Below are 17,165 nucleotides of genomic sequence, written 5' to 3'. Positions count from 1 at the left end.
ATGCGTGCGCGGACTGCGGGTCGCGAGACCCCACCCTAGTACGCCTTCGCGTAGACGACGCGGCGCTCGGACGGCTCGCCTGAGACGGGGTCGATTCCCGCTTCCTCGGTGTCCACGCCCTCGAACTGGCCGGGGAACGGGATGCAGCGGATCGTGGCCTTGGTTTCGGCTTTGATCTCCGCCTCCGTCTCCGCCGAGCCGTCCCAGTGCATGAGCGCGAAGCCGCCGGCCTCCACGACCTCCTTGAGCCGGTCGTAGCTGTCGACCACGTGCGTGTGGTCGGTCCGCCTCTGGCGCGCGGACTCGAACAGCGCTGCCTGCATGCTCTCCAACACGCCGCCGACCGTTTCCGCGATGCCCTCGCGCTGGACCGACTCCTTCTCGCTCGTGTCGCGGCGCGTCATCTCGACGGTCCCGTTTTCCACGTCGCGCGGTCCGATGGCGAGGCGCACGGGGACGCCCTCTACCTCGTACTGCGCGAACTTCCAGCCGGGCCGGTACTGCTCGCGGTCGTCCACGGTCACGCGGACGCCAGAGGCCTCCAGCGCGTCACGCATGGCGTAGGCGGCGTCGAGCGTGGCCTGGTTGTCGGCGTTCTTCCGCGTGATGGGCACGATGGCGACCTGGGTCGTCGCCAGCTTCGGCGGGAGGACCAGGCCCTTGTCGTCGGAGTGCGTCATGATGAGCGCGCCAATCAGGCGGGTGCTCACGCCCCAACTCGTGGCCCAGACGTACTCCTGCTCGTTGTCCGCGTTCTGGAAGGTGCACTCGAACGCTTTGGCGAAGTTCTGGCCTAAGAAGTGGCTCGTGCCGGCCTGCAGCGCCTTGCCGTCCTGCATGAGCGCCTCGATGCAGTACGTGTCGATGGCGCCGGGGAACCGCTCGCTCGCCGTCTTGACGCCCTTGACAACCGGCATCGCCATCCACTCCTCGGCAAAGGTCGCGTAGACGTCTAGCATCTGGCGCGTCTCCTCGATGGCTTCAGCCTCGGTCGCGTGGGCCGTGTGGCCTTCCTGCCAGAGGAACTCCGCCGTGCGCAGGAACAGCCGGGTGCGCATCTCCCACCGGACGACGTTGGCCCACTGGTTGAGCTTGAGCGGCAGATCGCGCCAGCTCTGGATCCACCGCGAGTACGTGTCCCAGATGATGGTCTCCGACGTAGGCCGCACGATCAGGGGCTCTTCCAACTCGGCGTCGGGGTCCACGATCAGGTCACCGTCCTCCTCTTTCAGCCGGTAGTGCGTCACGACGGCGCACTCCTTGGCAAACCCCTCGACGTGCTCGGCCTCCTTCGCGAGAAAGCTCTTGGGGATGAAGAGGGGGAAGTACGCGTTGCGATGGCCTGTGGCCTTGAACATCGCGTCCAGCGCGCCTTGCATGTTCTGCCACAGCTCGTAGCCGTTGGGCGGCAGCACCATGGAGCCGCGGACCGGCGAGGTCTCGGCCAGCTTCGCGGCGCGGATCACGTCCTGGTACCACTGCGCGTAGTCCTGATCTCGGGGGGTAATGGTGTCAGCCATGTGCAGATGCGAACGATTGGGCGCCAGCGGCGTTATGATGGGGTGCGGAATCCTGATCCCGCGCGTTACCCCGGCGCCAGAGGCGGCGGCCCGTAGAGTAAGCCGCCAAGATAGACGGCCTGTTCCCCCCTCCGCCTTCCCCGGCACCCGACCTTGCGCGGCCTTCATGCCGCCTGCTTCCCCACCCCGCGATGAGACCACGACTTCGCATCCCGTTTGCGCTCGGCTGCGCCCTGCTCCTCGCGGGGTGCTCGGCAAGCCAACGCACCACCGACCGGTCCGAGACCGCCGTCCGGCCCGCGGATCAGAACGCCTCGGAGGAACTCCCGGCGTCCGTTCGTCCACGCATCGGCGTGATGGCCGCGATGGACGTCGAGGCCGACTCGCTCGAATCCCAGCCGTTCGGGGACCCTCTGGCGACCGACGCCACCGAGCCGCTCGACGAACTCCCATGGGCCTCTGGCGAGAGCGACCTCGATACGATCACGGTCAACCGCTACTACTACGACGACGACGGCCAGTACTACGTGGACGAGGAGGGGACATCCGTCTATGGAGGTGAGGACTACTACCAGGCCAGCTACTCCTCGTACGACGCGGACTACTACCACTACGACGACCCGAGCTACTACTCGTCGCCGTACGCGTACTACGAGCCGTACCGGACCTACAGCCCTTACTACAACTACGGCTGGTGCCGCAGCCGGTACTACGGCTACTACGGCGGCTACGGACGGTACCGTTGCCACCGCCCGACGTACGCGTACGCCGGGTACTACAGCCCCTACTGGCACGATCCGTTCTTCTTCGACCCCTACTTCTACACGCCGGGCATCTACGTCTCCGTAGGCTGGGGATACGGCCACGGGTACAGCGGCTACCGCGCCGGATACTGGGACGGCTACTCGGACGGGAGCTACCGTGGTAGCTACCGCGGGAACGGACGCCGCTGGCGCTACGAGGACCACGACCGTGACCGCGATCGCAGAGGCCGCGACGACGGAGAGCGCGGTGCCGTAGGCGTTGGAATCGCCCGCGCGCCTGCGTCTGCCGGCGTACCCTCCCGCGGCAGCGTCCCAAGCATCGGCCAGCCGACTCGAGTCTCGCGCCTGCCTGCTGCTGCGACTGATCCTGTGAAGCCGGGAGTCGCCACGCGTTCCACGCCTTCTCGCACCCCTGTCACGCGCTCGCCAGAGGCCGGTCGCGTCTCCGAAGGGACCCGCACCCGCGGCGACCTGACGGGGCTGCCGTCCCGTGGTGAGGCGAAGCCCTCGACGAGAGAGCCAGTCCGGACGCGGCCGTCCCGCGAAGCGGCGACGCGCGAGCCCGAGGCCGCACGTCCTGTGACGCGTGCCCCCGTTACGCGCACTCCCCGTCAGGCGACACCCGCGGAAACCCGCACGACGACTCCGCCACGCCGCACTGCTCCTCCCGCACGGAGAGCAGAGACGAACCGGAGCACACAGTCGCCGCCACCGCGCCGGACGCGCCCGGCGCCCCGTCGCGAGCAGACGACGCCCGCTCCAGCGCCCCGCCGCGAGAGCCGTCCTGCACCCGCGCCGCGCCGTGAGAGCCGCCCCGCGCCTACGCCCAGGCAGAGCCGTCCGGCGCCCGCGCCTCGCACGGAAAGCCGCCCCGCCCGCACCCGCGGAGGCAACAACGGTTCGAGCAGCCGCTCGAACTCTCGCTCCGGCCGCTCGTCCGAGAGCAAGTCCAGCGGCAGGTCGTCACGCAGCCGTGGCGGCAACGACTAGGCCTCTGGCGCCGCGATAGAACCGAGGGGAGTCCTGAATGGGGCTCCCCTCGATTGTTTTAACCCTCTGCGATGCCGTGCCTTCCGTCGCCTCTGGCTCCAGAGGCCACACGCAGCCCGTCGCCGTTGGGGGCGCGGGGAAACCGGGCCGGTGCCCTGCGCCGCTACGCGCGCGAAGTAGTGGGCACGCCTCTGCATACGCTCGGCGAGTAGGCCGCGCTCGGCTCAGGAGAGCACTACAGTCCGCCTCCATCTCGTGAAGGCGTGGTTGCTAACCCGCTACGGCAACAGGCCGGGACGGGCGCACCACCATCCGTGGGACCTCTGGCGCCGAGTGGTGAGGTGGACCGGTCACGACACGCGCCAGAAGCGCGTTGACGGCCAGAATCACGAGCGACACGAAGATGGCTCGCACGGGCGAGGTGAACGCAAACGTCTGGATCAAGAGCGCCGCGAGGCCAGTCGGGACAGATGCCAGAAGCGGAATAAACCGGGCGGCGATGCTGAACCGATCCGAGCGTCGGGAAAACGGCGTGGAGCGCTGAAAGAGCGAGTAGACGCGCGTTGTCACCGCCGTGACCGAAAACCAGAACAGGGCGTGTACGCACGCGTCCAGCGCGGGCATCTGGAGTGCGAGCGTGGCCGCCAGAAGCGCGTGGAGAGGCAGAAGGACGCGGAAGGTCAGCGCCTGTTGCGCGCCGAGTTGCAGCCGTCTCGGGCGCGCGTCCGGGAGCGTGTCGAACACCCACGAAGCCTGATCGTGGTCGGAGACTTGAACGGCCTGGACCAAAGTTTGGGCGCAGAAGAGCAGGATGACGAGCAGCGAGAGGTGCAGCTGCGTTTCCTCCAGCGCGAGGGCGTTCTCGGCGCCGTGGATGAAGAGGCTTTCCAAGCCTCCGCCGAGCCATCCGAACACGGCGAAGCCGAGGGGGAGGAGCGCGGCGGGCCACAGGCGGCCTCTCACGATCCTGTCTCGTGTGATGGCGGCGAGTGCGAACCCGTACGCCGCGCGCGCCGGCGCGCCACGCACCGCGACCCGTTCGGGCCACGTCAGGGTGTTCTGGCCTTTCCCTGAGTCTTCGGCCCACCGCGTGCCGTCCGCGATGCGATCGAGCAGGGTGAAGTAGCGCCGCGGGAACGCCGTCGCGAACGCGACGATGAGTGCGCCTGTGGCCCCGACGAGCATCGCGAGGCCCAGGGTGGAGCGGCCGGCCATCGCGTCCGAGAGCCACGCCGCAGGCCACCACGGTGCGGACGCGGCCTCGGGCTCGGCCCCGATCCACTGGTAGCCGAGTACGAGCGTCGCGATCAGGATCGTGCGGGCAGCGGTCAGGGCAGGGCGCGCGATCCGGGGAGGGAGCGCGAGCGAGATGGCCCACATCAGCGCAAGGCTGAGGGCTGCCGTCCACATCACGCCGATTCCCACCAATACGCCGACCTGCACGCCGCTGGAGACTCCGAATCCCAGTCCGAGGCGGACCGCCACCGGGACCGCGACGGAGATCGCCATCAGGCCGACGTACGCGGCGATCCCGAGCAAGCGCGCCGCGTAGTGCTGGCGCTCCGTCGCGGGAAGCGTCGCGAGCCACGCGTTCTCTTTGGGGCGCCCCATCAACTCGTCGTACGACCCCACAACGCCGAAGGCCGCGAGGACCACGCCGAAGGAGGACGCGACAAAAACGGCCTGCTCCGGCGTCGCGCTTCCCAGCGAAAGCGCCAGGACAAGCCCAGAGAACCCGTACGCCAGAAGCGTCATGCCGACTCGGCTGGACCCCGGCTTGCCCGTGCGAGGATCGCGGAGATCCACGCGCAGCTGCGCTGAGGTGAGGAGTCGGATGGGGCTCATGTCGGGACGGGAGGCCTCTGGCGCCAGAGGCGGTTACTGGGCGGGGACCGGGACGGCGGGAGCCGCGCCAGAGGCCTCAGCCCGCTCGCGGGCGTTGCGCTCGCGGACCTGCTGGCTGATAAACTGGCTCCAGGCGCGCGCCTTCGCGTTGTGCTCGGCGACGGTCCGGCTAAAGTCGTGGTAGCCCAGCTTGGTGGGGCTGGCTACGAAGAAGAGGTACTCGTGCTCCTCGTTGTCCAGCACGGCGTCCAGCGCGGCGTCGGACGGGTTGTTGATCGGGCCGGGCGGGAGGCCGTCGATGAGGTACGTGTTGTAGGGGTGCGAGAAGCCGTAATCGCGCAGGAACAGGCGGCGCATGGGCATCCCGTCGGACTCCATCAGGGCGAACTGAACGGTCGGGTCGGCCTGGAGGCGCATCGTGCCGGCGGACGTGCGGCCGAGGAGTCGGTTGAGGTAGACGCCTGCAATGCGCGCCTTCTCGTCGTCGTACCGGGCTTCCCACTCCACGATGCTCGCCATCGTGACGACCTCGTCCGGCGTGAGTCCAAGCGCTTCGGCTTTGGCAAGCCGCGCGTCGGTCCAATAGCGCTCGTGCCACTGGTGGATGCGGCTGACGGCGCGCCGAGCGTCCTGGGTCCACATCACGTCGTAGGTGTCGCCGCGCATCTCGGCGAACAGGTGGCGGGTGTCCGTATCGAGTTGCTCAGCGAGGTCCTCGGCGAACAGGGCGTCCATCACCTCAGAGGAGTCCGCATCCATCTGACGCGCGATGGCAGCGGCGATGACGGGCGCGGTGCGCCCAGCGGGCAGCGTGATGCGAACCGGGTCCTGGAGCCCCTTGCGGATTTTGTCCAGCACCGCCCAGTTGTTCATCCCCGGCTCGATGAGGTAGTGCCCGGCCTTGACCTGATCGCCCCAGCCGGTCAGTGTGCCGAACAGCCGGATGCTCGTCGCCGAGCCGATCGCGCCAGAGGCGTCCAGGGAGTCCAGCGCGGCAGCGAACTCGGTCCCGGCCGGGAGCTTCACGCCGACGCTCTCGTCACCGGAAACGTTGGGCAGAAAGGCGAGCCACGCCACGAGGCCGCCTCCGATGAGGACGACGAGGAGAACGGTGAAGAGAAGTGCTTTGCGCATGATGCGGTGGGACAGGCGCGGAAGGTCACAGGTCGCGCCAGGGCGGGGGAGGGGCGTTTAGCGGCGGCGATTGTCGCGCACGGCGTGCGCGTGAGGCCGCTGGCGTTAGGACGAGGCGGCCGTGGCGTCGTCAGAGGCGGCGGCCTCGCCAGAGGCCTGCTCGCGGCTGTCCACGCGGCACACGGTGTGGATGCCACCGCGGACGGTGTAATCGGTCGTGACGACGAGCTGATCGAACGGCGCGAGGTGCCGCGCGAGGTCCTCGTACATGAACGCCGTGATGTCCTCCTGCGCGGCGCCGATGTGGCGCCAGCTCATGAGGTAGTACTTCAAGCTTTTGAGCTCGAGCAGCCACTCCCCCGGGACGTACTCGATGTGGACGCTGCCGGAATCGGGAAGGCCGGAAAACGGGCAGAGCGCCGTGAACTCGCCGGGCTCGGTCTCGTAGCTCACGCGCTGCCGCGCGGCGTGCTCGTACGGCAACCGGTGGATCTCGTGTTGCCGGACCTCTGGCGGGAGGAACGTGGCCACGCGCCCCTCCGGCTTGATGCCGTAGCGCGCCATGTGCGCGATGGAGAGCCGAGCGTGCTCGGCAGCCTGCGCCTGGATCTCAGCGAGACGCGCCTCGGCGCTGTCGCCAGAGGCCGCCTCTGGCGCGGCCGGTTCGGTCGTGATGTGCATGCGTGTCGGAATGAATCGGGCGAGGATACAACGATGCAGACGGGCGCATCGGCGCCGGAGGTCCGTTCTTCGCGGAGAACCGATGCCGCCGCGCGTCCACTCGGGGCCTCTGGCGCCTCAGGCGGGGCGCGGCTCCCACACCGCCACGCTATGACCGACCGCGCCCCCCTCGGCTCCCGCGCGCTCGTCCTGTTTTCAGGCGGGCAAGATTCCACGACGTGCCTGTTCTGGGCGCTCTCGCGCTGGGAGCACGTCGACGCGCTGGCGTTCGACTACGGGCAACGGCACGCGGTCGAGTTGGAGCAGGCACGTGCCATCGCCGAGGCCTCTGGCGTGCCGTTCCACGTAGCCGACATGCGCGGACTCCTTGCGGGCTCCGCGCTGACCGACGGCGGCGACACGAACGCCGAGCACGCGCTCGCGCCGGACCTCCCTGCGTCGTTCGTGCCGGGCCGAAACGCGCTGTTCCTGACGCTCGCGGCCTCTCGCGCGTACCTCACCCAAACGCGAGACCTCGTTACCGGCGTGTGCCAGACCGACTACTCCGGCTACCCGGACTGCCGTCTGGATTTCGTTGCTTCGCAAGAGGCCACGCTCGCGCTTGCGCTGGACGCGCCCGTTCGCATTCACACGCCGCTGATGCACCTCACCAAGGCGGAAACGTGGAAGTTGGCGCGCGACCTAGGAACGGTGCGCGGGCTGGACGTGCTGGAGACCGTCCGCGAGATGAGCCACACGGATTACAACGGCGACCGCTCCGAGCGCCACGACTGGGGCTACGGCAAGCTGGACAACCCGGCCTCCGTGCTCCGCGCACGCGGCTGGGAAGAGGCGCGCGAAAAGGGGTGGGTGTAGTGCACGACGAGAGAAAAAAAGAGAGTGCGCCTTTGCCGCCAGAAGCCTCGCTCACCGCGCCAGAGGCCGAGCGCGAGGACGGGCTCGCCTCTCGCGTGGCGCCGAGTGCGGCCTCTGGCGAGAAGACGTACCGCGTGCGGGCGCTGTGGCGGACGCTCCAGGGTGAGGGGTTCTGGGCGGGCCGCCCGGCCGTGTTCGTGCGCCTCGTCGCGTGCAACATGTGGAGCGGCTACGAGGCCGACCGCGCGCGCGACGCCGAGCGCAACGGCGCCGACTGCCCGCTCTGGTGCGACACCGCTTTTACCAAGGAAGGCAGCGTGCGCCTTACGGCCTCGGACCTCGCGGATGCGGTCGTCGCCACGGGCGACGGCGTCACGTTCTGCGTTCTCACGGGCGGCGAGCCGCTTCTCCAGGCCGATGCGGCCCTGATCCGCGCGCTCCACGCCAGAGGCGTGACCGTGGCCGTGGAGACCAACGGCACGCTCTCGCTTGCCGGCGCCTTCGGCGACGAGGCCGACTGGCCAGACTGGATCGTGTGCAGCCCCAAGCTGGCCGCAGCGCGGCTGGAGATCGAGACGTGCGACGAGCTCAAGCTGGTGGTCCCGGACTACCGGCCCGAGGCGTACAGGCCTCTGGCGCAGCGCGTGCGGGAGCGGAGCCTGGCAGGGCCGTTGCTGTGGCTCCAGCCCGAGGACGGCCCCCGCTTCGAGGCCGCGGCGCGGCTCGCCGTAGACCTCGCGCTGGCCGACCCGCGCTGGCGCGTGAGCGTGCAGGGTCACAAAGCCCTCGGCGTGGACTAGCCTCTGGTGTCAGGGGCTGCATGGGATGGCGCCGCGCCAGAGGCCTGGCTGGCCTCGCGCTCCAGCGTCCGCGTCTCGTCGATGATGCGCTCGAACAGGCGTCGCACCACAGCCTCTGGCAGCGGGCCTGCCACGCTCGACGCGTTGCGCAGCACGTCCTCCTCCCGCCGTGGCGCGTAGACCGGCACGTCCAAGAGGCGCTTGATCTCGCCGATGGCGTGCGCGCACCGCATCCGCTCGTTCAAGAGCGTGCTGATCGCCCGGTCGATGGCGTCGATCCGGTCGCGCCACGGGCCGAGCGCGCGTGCGTCCGCTTCGATGGCCGGGTCTTGAGCCGCGAGGAGGGGGCGGAGGGCGTCGAGGAAAGCGTCGGGCACGGTCACATGTGGGGCGAGAAGGAAGATCCCTTCCCCGCGCCGCGAGCGCCAGAGGCCTCTGGCGGAGCCTGCGCCGCGCTCGCGCGTATGGGCGGCATGTCAGCACGCAACTACCACCTCGTCGGCAAGCGCGTCCGCGTTCACCTCTACACACGTGAGGGCTTCCTGCTCGGCGCCCTCGAAGGCCGCGTGGCCGACGCCTCTGGCGACGTCCTCGTCGGCACTGACGCTGAGGGCCGCGAGATCCGGAAGGACCTCGTCTACGTCGTCGATATCGAGCCGTCCAAGGGACCCGAAGGGGAGGAGGTGCCCTACAAGAACTCCGCCGGCGGCGAGGGCGAAGGATGGTTCGCCGTCCAAGACGTGACGGTGGTCGGCGATGGACCGCCGCTCATGGCGAACTGACCCTCTGGGTTGAGTCCGCGGTAGCCAGAGTGCCATCGCGCGCCGCTTGCGCCAGAGGCGAGGCTTCTATCTCCCCGGCCTGCGGCCACAAAAAAACGGGCCGCCTCCGTAGAAGCGGCCCGTCTAACTGGCCGTCGAGCGCCTCTGGCGCCAGAGGCTAGAGGAAGCGAGAGCGGTAGTCCTCGATGTCCGCGCCGTCGCGGAGCGCTTGGAGCCAAGCCTGCTGCACCTGCTGACGCTTGCGCTGCAGGAGCTGCGTCGCGATCTGGTCGCGCGTCTGGTCCGTCATCTCGTTTGGCAGACCGCCGCGGAGGCCTGTCGTGCGGACGACGAACGCGGCGTTCTCGCCTTCGATCACGCCGCTACGCTGGCCGGGGCGGAGACCGAACGCCGCGCCGACGAGGCGAGGCTCGCGGCCGAAGCCCGGTACCGTGGGGTTGGCGAGCGTGAGCGCTTCGACGGTCTGAACCGTCCCGCCAGAGGCCTGCGCGATCGCGTTGAGCGAGGCGGTCGACGTGGCAGCGGCGCGGAGTCGCTCGGCCTGCACGGCCCGCTTCTTCGCGATCAGCACCTCGGAGCGAACCTGCGACTCGACCTCCTCGAAGGGACGCGTGCCGGCGGGGATCTTCTCGGCCAAGCGAGCGACGATGATCTGGTCACCGGCGTCGAGTGGGTCGGAGAGGTCTCCCACCTTGGCTCCGCGGACGAAGCGGAAGAAGTCGCGACCGACCTGAAGATTCGGAAGCGCGTTCTGGTCCTCGGTCACGAGCACGCTCGTGGTCTGGAGGTTCTGCTCGCGGGCGGCATCGGCGAACACCAGACCTTCCTCCTCGGTAAAGACCTGGAAGTCCTCCGCGCGGTCCCGGATCTTGGTGTAGTCACCCTGGACCGGGCGCGTGATGCGCACGATCTGCGCCTGCTGGTTCGCGCGGGCCTCTACCCGGACGAGGTGCAAGCCGAACTGCGTCTCCACCGGACCGACGACCGTTCCAACGGGAGCCGCGAATACGGCCTCCTCGAACGGACGAACCATCCGGCCACGGCTGAACCAGCCGAGATCACCGCCAGTGGCCTTGTTGGCATCGTCGATGGAGTTCTGACGTGCCGCGTCCTCGAACGAGATCTCGCCGCTTTGAATCCGAGCCTTGAGCGAGTTGGCCTGCGCCGCCTGGGTGGCGGGGAGCAGGATGTGACGCGCGTGGACGATCGGGTCTTCCGCATCGCGGACGCCAGTAATCTTGACGACCGCCGCCTCGCCTCCTGCGACGACCGGCCCGACGACGCGGCCGACCTGGACGTTGGAGTAGATGGCGTCGGCGAGCTTCGGCGGCAGGTCCGCCGCTGGCGTGAACTCCGGGGCCGTGACGGCGCCGAACGTGTACTGCGACGCGAACGCGCCGGGGTCCTGCGCGGCAGCGAGACCGCTGCGGATCTCGCGGAGCTCGTTGAGAGCCTTGGCGGAGTCGGCTGCCGTCGGCGTCTTCGGGAACGAGACGTACTCCACGGTGGAGGTCGCCTCGCGCTCGTAGTCGTCCGAGTTCTCGCGGTAGTAGGACTGAAGGTCCGCGTCGCTGATCTCGACCTCGCTGTCGGCCACGTCCGCGTAGCGGAGGGCGACGTACTGCACGGCGGCGCGGCGGGCGCGGCGCACGAACTCCCGCTCAATCTCGGCGGAGCTCACGCGAACGCTCGCGTTCACCATCGCGTCGAGCTTGGCCTGGCGGCGGCCCTGGCGGATCTGCTCTTGCAGGCCGACAAGCTGCGTGCGGAGCTGTGGGTCATCGCTCGCGCGGTCCACGAGCTCGCGGATGCTGGCGCGATCCACGCCGCCCTGCCCGTCGGGGAAGAGCTGCAGGATGAGCGGGTCCGGGTTGGCGCCGGTGATGAGGTCGGTGACCTCGGCGTCTGAGACCTCGATGCCGAGGCGCTCCATCTCCTTCTCGCGGAGCGCGTTGTCCACGAGCGCGTCGAAGACCTCGGTCTCGATCTGCGCACGGACGGTTTCGGTGACCTCGATGCCCTGCTGTTCGTAGAGCTGTACGCGTTGCTCAACGGCCTGGTCAAACAGCTCGGCGGACACGTCGATGCCGTCGACTCGCGCGATGGAGCTGCCCTGTGGGCCGCCGCCGATCGCGTCGAAGACGCCGGAGTCCTGGAGCATCCAGAGCCCGCCGAAGGCCAGCACCAGCACGAAGATCATGGCCGATCCCACCTTCTGGCGGATTTTTACCATCATGCCCATAACGCGTACCCCGCCGTGCGGGGGAGAAGTCTGAGGAGGCGGGCGCGCGCGGCAGAGCCTCTGGCGTCCCGTAGAAACAACGCCGCCGGGTCTCCTGCGAGGCCCGGCAACGTGCGCCGAAGATAGCGGCGCTTCGCCAGAGGCTTCAGGAAAAACCGGTGCACCACCCGCCCGGGTGCCCGCGTCCGGCGAGGTGCCAGCCTCTGGCGCCAGAGGCTAGACCACCACGGCCCGCATCCGGTAGGCGCTCAGGGCGCTCATATAGAGAGCCCACGCACCCAGTAGCGAGAGCAGCGGAATGTCCGCGATGAACATCGCTGAAATGCCCAGAACGACGGCGTTGAAGGCGAGCGAAGTGGCCTACAGAAGGCGCGCGCGCTTCAACGTGCCTCTGGCGGCACGCCAGTAGCCGACGAGAAGCACTGTCCCGACCAGTGGCGCGACAAACATCCCGGCCGTCATAAGCGCCAGGGTGCTCGCGTCACTGCCTCCCAGACCTATCAGGAGCCATCCGTACAGGGTAAAAAGCAGGACGGGGACACCGATCAGCGTGTTGATGATCGCTGCGATCCACAGAGGGGCACGACCCTGCCGATCAGAGGCTGGGCGCGCGGAAGCGGTCACGCCGCCTCTGCGCTTGCGTGTGCGCCGACAAGCGCGCGGACCGCTTGGGCGATTCCGTCCGGTCCGATGCCGACCTCGTCGTGCAGCTGCCGCTGCGAGCCGTGCTCCACGTAGGAGTCCGGCAGGCCGAGACGGACAACCTGCGTGCCGGAGAGTACGTCGGCGTCTGCCGCCCACTCCAAGACCGCGCTGCCGGCGCCACCTTGAACCACGCCGTCCTCGACGGTGATGACCTTGTCATAGCGCGCGAAGACATCGCGCAAGAGGCTCTCATCGAGCGGCTTGCAGAAACGCAGGTCGGCGTGCGCGGCAGTGATGCCGTCAGCCTCCAGCGTTTGCCGCGCCTCGGCTACGTATCCACCGATGGCGCCGTAGGTGAGGATGCACACGTCGCCAGAGGCGCCGTCGGCCTCTGGCGTGATCCAGCGGCCCGTCCCGAGCGGGATGGCCTCGAAGCCTTCGCGCATCGGCATGCCCGTGGCTTCACCGCGGGGGTAGCGGAGCGCAAACGGGCCGTCGTGTTGCGTGGCGGTATAGAGGAGGTCACGAAGGTCCTGCTCGTCCATCGGCGCGGCGCAAACCATGCCTTGGACGGCCCGCATGTACGCGATGTCCAGCGCGCCGTGGTGCGTGGGGCCATCGGCGCCGGCCACGCCTGCGCGGTCCATCGCGAACAGGACGGGGAGGTTCTGGAGCGCCACGTCGTGCACTACACCGTCATAGGCGCGCTGCATGAACGTGCTGTAGATGGCGCAGACAGGGTACTTCCCCTGCGTCGCCATGCCGGCCGCGAACACGACGGCGTGCATCTCAGCGATGCCGACATCAAAGGCTCGGTCGGGCATCGCTTTCATCATCTTGCCCATGCTGGTGCCGCTGGGCATCGCAGCGGTCACGCCCACGATCCGGTCGTCCTCGCGCGCCAGTTCGATGATGGCGTCGCCGAACACGTCCTGGTACTTGGGCGCCTTGCCGCCAGAGGCCGTCGCCTTGGCGAGGCTTTTGCCGGTCACCTTGTCGAACGGGCTGGACTGCGCGTGCCACTTCACCTGGTCCGCCTCGGCAGGCGCGAAGCCCTTGCCCTTGACCGTGAGGGAGTGGAGCAGAATCGGGCCGGGCAGATCGCGAAGCTTCTTCAGCGTCGTTGCCAGCTTGACCACGTCGTGCCCATCGGTGGGCCCGATGTAGCGGAAGCCGAGGGCTTCGAACAACATCCCGGGGGTGAGGACCGCCTTCATGCCGTCCTCGACACGAGAGGCCAGGCGCTGGAGGTGCCCGCCGCCGAGCCCCTTCATCTTGTCGAACATCTCCCAGACCTCGTTCTTGAGGGTGTTCCAAGAGCCGCTGGCGCTCACCTTGGCGAGGTACTCGTGCAGAGCGCCCACGTTGGGGTCGATGGAGATGCGGTTGTCGTTGAGGACCACCAGCAGGTCGGTGTCCATCGCGCCCGCGTTGTTCATGCCCTCGAAGGCAAGCCCGCCGGTCATGGACCCGTCACCAATCACGGCGACGACCTTGCGGCCGCTGGCGTTCAGCTTGCTCGCCGTCGCCATGCCGAGCGCGGCCGAGATGCTCGTGCTCGCGTGGCCCACGCCGAACGTGTCGTACTCGCTCTCGCTCCGCTTCGGGAAGCCGCTCAGGCCACCGTACTTCCGGTTGGTGGGGAACGCATCGCGGCGGCCCGTCAGGATCTTGTGCCCGTATGCCTGGTGGCCCACGTCCCACACCAACTGATCCTCTGGCGTGTCGTACGCCCAGTGGAGGGCGACCGTCAGCTCCACAACACCGAGGCTCGCGCCAAAGTGACCACCGTAGACCGCGACGATGTCGACGATGTACTGGCGGAGCTCGTCGCACAGCTGAGGGAGCTGCTCAACGTCGAGCGCGCGGACGTCTGCCGGGCGTTCGATGGTAGCGAGAAGAGGGCCGGGGGTGATCGCCGGGTCGGTCATGGACGAGCAGGAGGGAGGGGGACGAATCTAGCCGCTGGCGCGAGGAGAGCCGCCGAATTGGGCGCAGGGCTGGGACGAGGTCCCCTAGGGCGTGGTTTCAGTCGCGGCTGAAAGCCAGAACTGTGCGTGTCTCAGGCCCGGGGTGCCAGGCGTTCAGTCTGCAGCGCGGGGGGAGGCCAGCACGCCAGAGGCCTCTGGCGCAGCGCCCACGTCACATTTCACCGACACCTCCGTTCATGCACGCGGCCCCGGCTCCATCGGGTTCGTTTCTTTCGGTCCTCCGACTCCCTGCATCGTGCTGACAGCGCTCTCGTATTTCTTCTGGGTGGCCGTGGCCCTCGGCATCCTCGTGTTCGTTCACGAACTGGGCCACTTCCTCTTCGCGCGCCTGTTCGGCATGCGCGTGGACGCCTTTTCTCTCGGCTTCCCGCCGAACATCATCGCGAAGCAGGTGGGGCAGACGGAGTACCGCCTGGGCGTGATCCCGCTCGGCGGCTACGTCAAGATCGCGGGCATGATCGACGAGAGTATGGAGATGCCTTACGAGATGCGGCCGGTCTTGGACGCCGACGGACAGCCCAAGCTGGATAAAAAGGGGCGTCCGCTCTACGAAGAGGTGCTGGACGCCGACGGCAAGCCGATCCTCGTGGAGGCCAGCGAGCCGGAGTCCGACGAGTACCGGGCCAAGCCGGTTTGGCAGCGCATCCTGGTGATCACGGGCGGCGTGATCTTCAATGTCATCTTCGCGTGGATGGTCTACACCGGCCTCAACCTCGCCTACGGGGAACGGACGACCCCCCCGGAGAACCTCCCGTTCGAGATCGTTCCCGGCTCGTTCGCCAGCGAGATGGGCCTGGAAACCGGCGACCGCGCGTATGCCATCAACGGTACGCCGTTGCAGCGGATCGAGGACCTCACGCCCATGGTGCTGGCCGACGAGAACCTGCGCCTGTCTGTGATCCGCGGCCAGGACACGGTCGTCGTAAATGGATTGGAGCGCGGCCTGACGCGGTTCAGCATCGCACAGCGCGAAGCCGAGGCCGCTGGCAACCCTCCAGACCTGAGAAACATCATCGGCATCGACGTGATGCTACCGGCTCTGGTGACATCCATCTCACCGGGATCGGCAGCAGAGGAAGCGGGCCTCCAGCCAGGAGACCGGATCGTCGCAGCCGACAGCGAGCGCGTCACGTCTTGGCAGGACTTCACTGAGGCCGTCAACAGCAGTGGAGGCGAGCCTCTGGCGCTGCGCGTCGAGCGCGAAACCGGTACGGTAGAGGTCGACGTGACGCCGCGTGAGTCGGGTGACGGCTACCTGGTCGGTGTAGGGTCGGACCCGACGATGTACGGTGCCCGCGTGGCCGATCTCGGCTTCGGCGAGTCAATGAGCCTCGGCGTGGACCAGACGGCGTCGATGATCGGGACCTACTTCGGCTTCGTCGGCAAGATTGTGACCGGCCGCGAGAGCTTCCGTCAGAATGTGGGCGGGCCGATCATGATCGCCAAGCAGGCCAAAGAGGCGGCAGACATGGGAGGCACTCAGTTCTGGGGCCTCGTCGCGACGCTCTCCATCGCGCTGGCGGTCTTCAACATCCTACCGATCCCGGTTCTGGACGGTGGCCACCTCGTGTTCCTCGTCTACGAGGGCATCGTGCGCCGCGAGCCGTCGCTGCGCTTCCGCATCGCCGTGCAGAAGGTGGGCATGGTGGCGATCCTCGCGCTGATGGTGTTCGTCATCTTCAACGACACGCTCCGCATCTTTGGCTAAGACCTCGTCCCGCTCCGGCCGCAGGCCTCTGGCGCCAGAGGCCGGGCACGCGCTCCCAGAAGCGGAGCGTACGTGCTTCGAGTGCGGCGGTCCGATGGAGCGCGGCTTCTCGCCCGACATGACGCATGGCGGGACCGCGCGCCATCTGTGGGTGGAGGGCGTCTTCGAGAAGAGCATGTGGACCGGGTACAAGAGCAAGGGCCGCCGGCAGTATTTCGTCGAGACGTTCCGCTGCGCCGCGTGCGGCGCCCTCCGCGCCTACGCGACGGAGCCCAAGTAGCCTCTGGCGCCAGAGGCTGAGGGTGTGGCTTCCGGCACAGCCTGCGCCTTTCACCCGCTCTCCAAGCCCGCCGCGATAGCTTCGGCCATGCCCGTCCAACTCTCCGACGCTCCTCAGACCGCCGCCGACATCGCCGCGCAAGAGGCCCTCGCTGCCCGAGGCGCCATCCCCGAGCACGTCGCCATCATCATGGACGGCAACGGACGCTGGGCGAAAGCGCGCGGCAAGCGGCGCGCCAGCGGCCACAAGGTCGGCGTGGAGTCCGTCCGCGAGATCGTAGAGGCCAGCGCGCAGGTCGGAATCCAGCACCTCACGCTCTACACCTTCTCGACCGAGAACTGGAACCGCCCGAAGGCCGAGGTGATGGCGCTGATGGAACTCCTGATCCACACGATTCGGCGCGAGGCCAAAAAGCTCCACGAGAACGGCATCCGCCTCCGCACGCTCGGCGACCTCTCGCGTTTGCCCGCTCGCGCCCAGCGCGAGATGCAGGAGGCCGTGGACATGACCGCCGGCAACACGCGGATGTCGCTCGGCCTCGCGCTGTCCTACTCCGGTCGATGGGAGATCACCGAGGCCGCCCGCGCCCTCGCCCGCCAGGCCGCCTCGGGCGAGCTCTCGCCAGAGGCCATTACGGAAGAGGACGTGGCGCGCGCGCTCCCCACCTCTGGCGTGCCGGACCCCGACCTCCTGATCCGCACCGGCGGCGAGATGCGCGTGAGCAACTTCCTGCTGTGGCAGATCGCGTACTCCGAGATTGTCGTCACGCAAACGCTCTGGCCAGATTTTCGCCGCGAGCAACTGTACGAGGCGATTCGGGACTTCCAGAACCGCGATCGCCGCTTTGGCCGCGTTGAAGAAGCCTAGGGGCCTTCTGGACCACGCGCCTCTGGCGCCAGAGGGACCGCGAGCCCCACAGAGGTCCCGC

General features: G+C 68.3%; 15 protein-coding genes. 7 read left to right on the top strand and 8 right to left on the bottom strand.

The window, feature by feature from the left end:
* Window positions 1–35: 35 nt before the first annotated feature.
* On the bottom strand, window positions 36–1,520 hold the full coding sequence (gene proS / locus BSZ36_RS08150; RefSeq protein WP_094547734.1) for a proline--tRNA ligase: 1,485 nt from the start codon (window positions 1,518–1,520) through the stop codon (window positions 36–38).
* A gap of 191 nt (window positions 1,521–1,711) precedes the next feature.
* On the opposite strand from proS, the gene BSZ36_RS08145 reads away from it, so the two are divergent.
* Window positions 1,712–3,274 carry a hypothetical protein gene (locus BSZ36_RS08145; protein ID WP_094547732.1) on the top strand — a complete coding sequence of 521 codons (1,563 nt, stop codon included), beginning with the start codon at window positions 1,712–1,714 and terminating at the stop codon, window positions 3,272–3,274.
* A gap of 270 nt (window positions 3,275–3,544) precedes the next feature.
* Here BSZ36_RS08145 and BSZ36_RS08140 read toward each other — a convergent pair whose 3' ends face one another.
* The 3 genes from BSZ36_RS08140 to queF all read right to left on the bottom strand — a co-directional run bounded on the left by BSZ36_RS08140 (window position 3,545) and on the right by queF (window position 6,934).
* Window positions 3,545–5,119: a hypothetical protein gene (locus BSZ36_RS08140; RefSeq protein WP_143536811.1), complete on the bottom strand. Its 1,575-nt coding sequence runs from the start codon at window positions 5,117–5,119 to the stop codon at window positions 3,545–3,547.
* Window positions 5,120–5,152: 33 nt separating this feature from the next.
* Window positions 5,153–6,253 (bottom strand): endolytic transglycosylase MltG, encoded by a 1,101-nt coding sequence (gene mltG, locus BSZ36_RS08135; protein WP_094547728.1) that lies wholly within the window; start codon window positions 6,251–6,253, stop codon window positions 5,153–5,155.
* 105 nt (window positions 6,254–6,358) lie between these two features.
* Window positions 6,359–6,934, bottom strand: coding sequence for a preQ(1) synthase (gene queF, locus BSZ36_RS08130; protein ID WP_094547726.1), 576 nt, complete (start codon window positions 6,932–6,934; stop codon window positions 6,359–6,361).
* Window positions 6,935–7,084: 150 nt separating this feature from the next.
* Here queF and queC point away from each other — a divergent pair, with 150 nt between their 5' ends.
* Together queC and BSZ36_RS08120 are read left to right on the top strand one after the other, a co-directional pair.
* Window positions 7,085–7,789: a 7-cyano-7-deazaguanine synthase QueC gene (gene queC / locus BSZ36_RS08125; protein WP_094547724.1), complete on the top strand. Its 705-nt coding sequence runs from the start codon at window positions 7,085–7,087 to the stop codon at window positions 7,787–7,789.
* A gap of 32 nt (window positions 7,790–7,821) precedes the next feature.
* Window positions 7,822–8,589: a 7-carboxy-7-deazaguanine synthase QueE gene (locus tag BSZ36_RS08120; RefSeq protein WP_218827610.1), complete on the top strand. Its 768-nt coding sequence runs from the start codon at window positions 7,822–7,824 to the stop codon at window positions 8,587–8,589.
* Here the strand turns inward: BSZ36_RS08120 and BSZ36_RS08115 are convergent.
* On the bottom strand, window positions 8,586–8,966 hold the full coding sequence (locus tag BSZ36_RS08115) for a chorismate mutase (RefSeq protein WP_218827609.1): 381 nt from the start codon (window positions 8,964–8,966) through the stop codon (window positions 8,586–8,588). The genes BSZ36_RS08120 and BSZ36_RS08115 overlap by 4 nt on opposite strands.
* Window positions 8,967–9,062: 96 nt before the next feature.
* Here BSZ36_RS08115 and BSZ36_RS08110 point away from each other — a divergent pair, with 96 nt between their 5' ends.
* Window positions 9,063–9,371, top strand: coding sequence for a hypothetical protein (locus tag BSZ36_RS08110; RefSeq protein ID WP_094551242.1), 309 nt, complete (start codon window positions 9,063–9,065; stop codon window positions 9,369–9,371).
* Between the two features lie 157 nt (window positions 9,372–9,528).
* Here BSZ36_RS08110 and BSZ36_RS08105 read toward each other — a convergent pair whose 3' ends face one another.
* From BSZ36_RS08105 to dxs, 3 genes are all read right to left on the bottom strand, one after another.
* Window positions 9,529–11,607, bottom strand: a complete 2,079-nt coding sequence (locus BSZ36_RS08105; RefSeq protein ID WP_179271089.1) for a peptidylprolyl isomerase — start codon at window positions 11,605–11,607, stop codon at window positions 9,529–9,531.
* A 366-nt stretch (window positions 11,608–11,973) separates the two neighbouring features.
* Window positions 11,974–12,237, bottom strand: a complete 264-nt coding sequence (locus tag BSZ36_RS08100) for a hypothetical protein (RefSeq protein ID WP_094547718.1) — start codon at window positions 12,235–12,237, stop codon at window positions 11,974–11,976.
* On the bottom strand, window positions 12,234–14,189 hold the full coding sequence (gene dxs, locus BSZ36_RS08095; RefSeq protein ID WP_094547716.1) for a 1-deoxy-D-xylulose-5-phosphate synthase: 1,956 nt from the start codon (window positions 14,187–14,189) through the stop codon (window positions 12,234–12,236). Before dxs ends, BSZ36_RS08100 begins: the two co-directional genes overlap by 4 nt.
* A 295-nt stretch (window positions 14,190–14,484) precedes the next feature.
* Between dxs and rseP the strand changes: the two genes are divergently transcribed.
* The 3 genes from rseP to BSZ36_RS08080 all read left to right on the top strand — a co-directional run bounded on the left by rseP (window position 14,485) and on the right by BSZ36_RS08080 (window position 17,104).
* Window positions 14,485–15,957 carry an RIP metalloprotease RseP gene (gene rseP / locus BSZ36_RS08090; RefSeq protein WP_179271088.1) on the top strand — a complete coding sequence of 491 codons (1,473 nt, stop codon included), beginning with the start codon at window positions 14,485–14,487 and terminating at the stop codon, window positions 15,955–15,957.
* On the top strand, window positions 15,950–16,237 hold the full coding sequence (locus tag BSZ36_RS18905; RefSeq protein WP_143536810.1) for a hypothetical protein: 288 nt from the start codon (window positions 15,950–15,952) through the stop codon (window positions 16,235–16,237). The genes rseP and BSZ36_RS18905 overlap by 8 nt, the downstream gene beginning before the upstream one ends.
* Window positions 16,238–16,324: 87 nt before the next feature.
* Window positions 16,325–17,104 (top strand): undecaprenyl pyrophosphate synthase, encoded by a 780-nt coding sequence (locus BSZ36_RS08080; protein WP_094547710.1) that lies wholly within the window; start codon window positions 16,325–16,327, stop codon window positions 17,102–17,104.
* The last annotated feature ends 61 nt before the right edge of the window (window positions 17,105–17,165 follow it).

This window comes from Rubricoccus marinus (genome assembly GCF_002257665.1).
Classification (GTDB): domain Bacteria; phylum Bacteroidota; class Rhodothermia; order Rhodothermales; family Rubricoccaceae; genus Rubricoccus; species Rubricoccus marinus.
The sequence above is the reverse complement of the archived record's forward strand: the minus strand, read 5'-3'. Positions and strand labels throughout refer to the sequence as shown.

What these genes read in the sequence shown, in the direction of transcription:
- queF (WP_094547726.1), bottom strand. Translation starts at nt 6,934, where the DNA reads ATGCACATCACGACCGAACCGGCCGCGCCAGAGGCGGCCTCTGGCGAC.
- BSZ36_RS08105 (WP_179271089.1), bottom strand. Translation starts at nt 11,607, where the DNA reads ATGATGGTAAAAATCCGCCAGAAGGTGGGATCGGCCATGATCTTCGTG.
- mltG (WP_094547728.1), bottom strand. Translation starts at nt 6,253, where the DNA reads ATGCGCAAAGCACTTCTCTTCACCGTTCTCCTCGTCGTCCTCATCGGA.
- proS (WP_094547734.1), bottom strand. Translation starts at nt 1,520, where the DNA reads ATGGCTGACACCATTACCCCCCGAGATCAGGACTACGCGCAGTGGTAC.
- dxs (WP_094547716.1), bottom strand. Translation starts at nt 14,189, where the DNA reads ATGACCGACCCGGCGATCACCCCCGGCCCTCTTCTCGCTACCATCGAA.
- BSZ36_RS08145 (WP_094547732.1), top strand. Translation starts at nt 1,712, where the DNA reads ATGAGACCACGACTTCGCATCCCGTTTGCGCTCGGCTGCGCCCTGCTC.
- BSZ36_RS08080 (WP_094547710.1), top strand. Translation starts at nt 16,325, where the DNA reads ATGCCCGTCCAACTCTCCGACGCTCCTCAGACCGCCGCCGACATCGCC.
- queC (WP_094547724.1), top strand. Translation starts at nt 7,085, where the DNA reads ATGACCGACCGCGCCCCCCTCGGCTCCCGCGCGCTCGTCCTGTTTTCA.
- BSZ36_RS08140 (WP_143536811.1), bottom strand. Translation starts at nt 5,119, where the DNA reads ATGAGCCCCATCCGACTCCTCACCTCAGCGCAGCTGCGCGTGGATCTC.
- BSZ36_RS08110 (WP_094551242.1), top strand. Translation starts at nt 9,063, where the DNA reads ATGTCAGCACGCAACTACCACCTCGTCGGCAAGCGCGTCCGCGTTCAC.